This window comes from Brevundimonas sp. EAKA (assembly GCF_000698025.1).
GTDB classification, from domain to species: domain Bacteria; phylum Pseudomonadota; class Alphaproteobacteria; order Caulobacterales; family Caulobacteraceae; genus Brevundimonas; species Brevundimonas mediterranea_A.
Window position 1 is genome coordinate 1 of the sequence record NZ_JMQR01000200.1, and the last position, 3372, is coordinate 3372.

Here is a 3372-nt window from a genome sequence, read left to right on the forward strand (position 1 = left end):
CCCGGTCGGCGAAGGCCGAGGGGGAGGACAGGCGGGGGCGTCAGCGAACGCAGGGAGGGGGCGGCTCGGTATCTGCCGCTCTTGGGGCCCCCCCCACCGCCGGAGTCGCCCCCGCCTGGTCGCAAGCGCGACCTGTCCTCCCCACGCGCCTTCGCGCGCGGAGAGGTGACGCCGCCCTCTCTTCTTTCGTCCTGTATGGGCGGTGCAGCCCTACCGCGTCGCCCCCGGCTTCCATTTCACATCGTTCGCCCCGTTCGCATTCGCCCGCCGGCCCGCGACGAACAGGTGATCCGACAGCCGGTTCAGATACCGCACCGCCGCGCCGTTGACCGCCTCGCCCGCCTCGACCAGCCGCACCGCCTCGCGCTCGGCCCGGCGGCACACGGTCCGGGCCACATGCAGATGCGTCGACAGGGGTGAGCCGCCGGGCAGGATGAAACTGTCCAGCGGCTTCAGGCTCTCGTTCATCCAGTCGATTTCCTGCTCCAGCCGCTCGACCTGGCTGTCGAGAATCCGCAGCGCCTCCCAGGCCGGCGGCGGGTCCAGCGGGGTGGCCAGGTCGGCGCCCAGGTCGAACAGCTCGTTCTGGATCCGGGCCAGCATGGCGTCGATCCGGTCGTTCTGGCCGCTGTTCAGCCGCGCCACGCCCAGGACGGCGTTCAGCTCGTCCACCGCGCCGTAAGCCTCGACCCGGGGATTGGTCTTGGACACCGGCGCGCCCGAGGCCAGCCGGGTCTGTCCGTCGTCGCCGGTGCGGGTGTAGATCTTGTTCAGCGTCACCATGGATCAGGCCCCCTGCGTCGCCTTCCACACCATGCCGACGACCAGGATCAGCACGGCGACGGCCTGAAGCCCGACCCGCCAGCGCATCAGCCTGTTGGAATGGCTCCGGGCGTAGTCCCCGCCCCGGAACAGCGAATAGAGGCCCAGACCCAGCGTCACCGTGACGGCGAGGATGGCGGCGACGACCAGGATGTCGAACATCTGCATGCCCCTGTTCTAGTCCCCGCGCGCGTCGGACGCCAGCGACCGAGCCCGTGCTGATCCCGCCGGAGCCGGGGATGGATTCGCCGACCCCCGGTTTTTCTGCGCGACAGCTAAGCCATTAGTCACGATTGGCGTTGCAATCTGCGCGGCATGACTGATCGCGCCGTCCGCAACCTCGAACACCTCCGGGGCTCCGCCTCAACCGCCCGGGTGCTGAATCTTCTGCGGGTGTGGGAGGAAAACGGCGACAGCCGATCGGACGGCGCCGTGCGTAATCCCGACTGGGCCGCGCGGCCGGTGTTTCGCACCCACGCCCTGAACCGGTCCCTGATCATCAAGCACCGGCTGCGGCGCAACGAGACCGATCTCTTCACCGGCCGCCGCCAGGTCGCCACCAAGGTGGTCATCCCCATCGACGACGAGGATCTGAAGACCGGGGGGCGCTATGTCTTCGTCAATCAGATCGGCTTCGAGCGGATGATGATCGAGGCCTTCGGCGTGGCCCCCGCCCACCCGGATATCGAGACCCTGCGCCTGATCGACAAGCTGCCGTCCCTGGATCCCTTCCTGCTGCGCGAACAGCTGCGGCGCGGCGGACTGGATCCGGCCCCCTGCTATTTCTCCATCAGCGACGGCGACCTGCAGCGGATGGTGGCCTTCGTCCATAGCGAGGTCGAGCCCCTGGTCACCCTCAGCCTGGGGGCCGACACCTTTGCGGTGGCCTCGGACTCGGCGGCGCGGATGGCGGCCAAGATCCTGTCCAACACGCCCGGCGACCAGCTGGAGGCCCTGCGTCTGACCCTGCGTCTGGCGCCGGAACAGTATCAGGAGGGGGTCTTCTGCTGGAAGGGCTTCCTCTATTACAAATGGACCCTGTCCACCCTGCTGGGCGAGGTCGCCGCCGTGGCCGAGGCCGTGCGCACCATCAAGCCGAGCGGCAGGATCGACCGCCCCGCCCGCGAATATCTGGACCGCAGCCGCGCGGTCCTGCGGGGCCGCATCATCCGCACCTGCGACGAGGTCAGCCGCACCCTCAGCATCTATGACGACGCCTACGCCCGCCTGACCCAGGAGGGCCGCCCGACCGCCTTCCGCGACTTCCTGCTGGACGCCCCCTCGATGTTCGCCAAGCTGGGCGACCAGCTGGGCGCGGTCCAGCATATCGTCAGCTACTGGCGTTTCCGCTTCGGCCCGGCCGCCCATCCGGCCAATGTCGAGGAGCTGATGGACATCTTCATGGACTTCGAGACCGGGCTTCTGGGCCGCGGCGAGAGCCCCGACGACATCGGCATGATGGCGGCCTAGGGGGGGCGGCCTAGAGCGCCCGCACCCGCGGCCCCTCGCCCCGGCCGTCCAGCATCAGGTCGGTGACGGCCCAGACCAGGGCGTCGGCCCGGTCCGGGCTCGGCCCGCCGTCGCACCCCAGGGCCAGCATCTCCTCTTCCAGGGCCGGGAAGTCCCCGCAATGCACCACCCGCCCCTGCTCATACAGCAGGGCCACCGGCTCGGCCCGCGCGGCCTTGGACCGCGAGGCGTGCAGCAGTTCGACCGGCGCCGGACAGTCGGATTGTCTCAGGACGTTGCGCACCATCTCCCCGCCCTGGTTGGCCTCGGCCGCCACCTCCTGGGCGTCGAAATCCCGCGCCGCCCGACACACGGCCGCCGCCCAGCCGCCGGGCGACAGTCCCCGCACCGTCCGGTCGGCCAGGATGAAGGCCCGCCGGTCCTTGCGCCCCGCCACCACGATGCCGCAGGCGTCGCCGTGCGCGCTCGCCGGCGGATCGACCGCCACGATCACCCGGTCCAGCTCGGCCGGCCGGCTTCCCCGCGCCCGTTTCAGATCCTCGACCCCGAACAGGGCGCCCTCGCCTTCGACCACCTGTCCCTCCAGCTCCTGCGCCGCCAGCCGGGTCCCGCCGTACACATCGGTCAGATGAGCCAGAAACCCCGGCGACAGATTCTCGGCGTTCAGGGCCGTGGCCGCCCGATCCACTCGTGTCCCCGCCTCGGCCATCAGCCGCCGCAGCGCGGGGATCGGCCGGGGCGTCGTCGTCACCGCCAGCCTGGGGGCCGCCCCCAGACGCAGGCCGAATCTCAGGTTCGACAGCACCGCCTCGGGCTTGCGCCAGACGCAGAACTCGTCGGCCCAGGCGGCGTGGAACTGCGGCCCGCGCAGACTGTCCGGATCCTCCGCCGAAAAGGCGTAGGCGGCCGAGCCGTTCCTCCACAGCAACCGCCGCCGCCCCGCCTCCCAGCGCGGCCGGTCGCCCGGTTCGGCCAGGGCCTTGATCCCCGACGCGCCCTCGACCATCACCTCGCGCACATCGTGCAGGGCGGGGCCGACCAGGGCCAGATTGACCTTGGACTTGCGCGCCAGGGTGTCGA

4 protein-coding genes are annotated in these 3372 nt (G+C 70.6%); 1 reads left to right on the top strand and 3 read right to left on the bottom strand.

Annotated elements, in window-relative coordinates; genetic code table 11:
* Positions 1–210: 210 nt before the first annotated feature.
* Complete coding sequence (locus ER13_RS16595) at positions 211–783, bottom strand: cob(I)yrinic acid a,c-diamide adenosyltransferase (RefSeq protein WP_035311081.1); 573 nt, start codon at positions 781–783, stop codon at positions 211–213.
* 3 nt (positions 784–786) lie between these two features.
* Positions 787–990: a twin transmembrane helix small protein gene (locus ER13_RS16600; protein WP_008261253.1), complete on the bottom strand. Its 204-nt coding sequence runs from the start codon at positions 988–990 to the stop codon at positions 787–789.
* Between the two features lie 147 nt (positions 991–1137).
* Between ER13_RS16600 and ER13_RS16605 the strand changes: the two genes are divergently transcribed.
* The gene (locus tag ER13_RS16605; protein ID WP_035311083.1) at positions 1138–2292 is read left to right on the top strand and encodes a hypothetical protein; all 1155 of its coding nucleotides are present in this window, start codon (positions 1138–1140) and stop codon (positions 2290–2292) included.
* 10 nt (positions 2293–2302) lie between these two features.
* On the opposite strand, the gene ER13_RS16610 is transcribed toward ER13_RS16605, so the two are convergent.
* Positions 2303–3372 (bottom strand): terminase family protein (locus ER13_RS16610; protein WP_035311085.1); only part of this gene is annotated, 1070 nt, incomplete at its 5' end.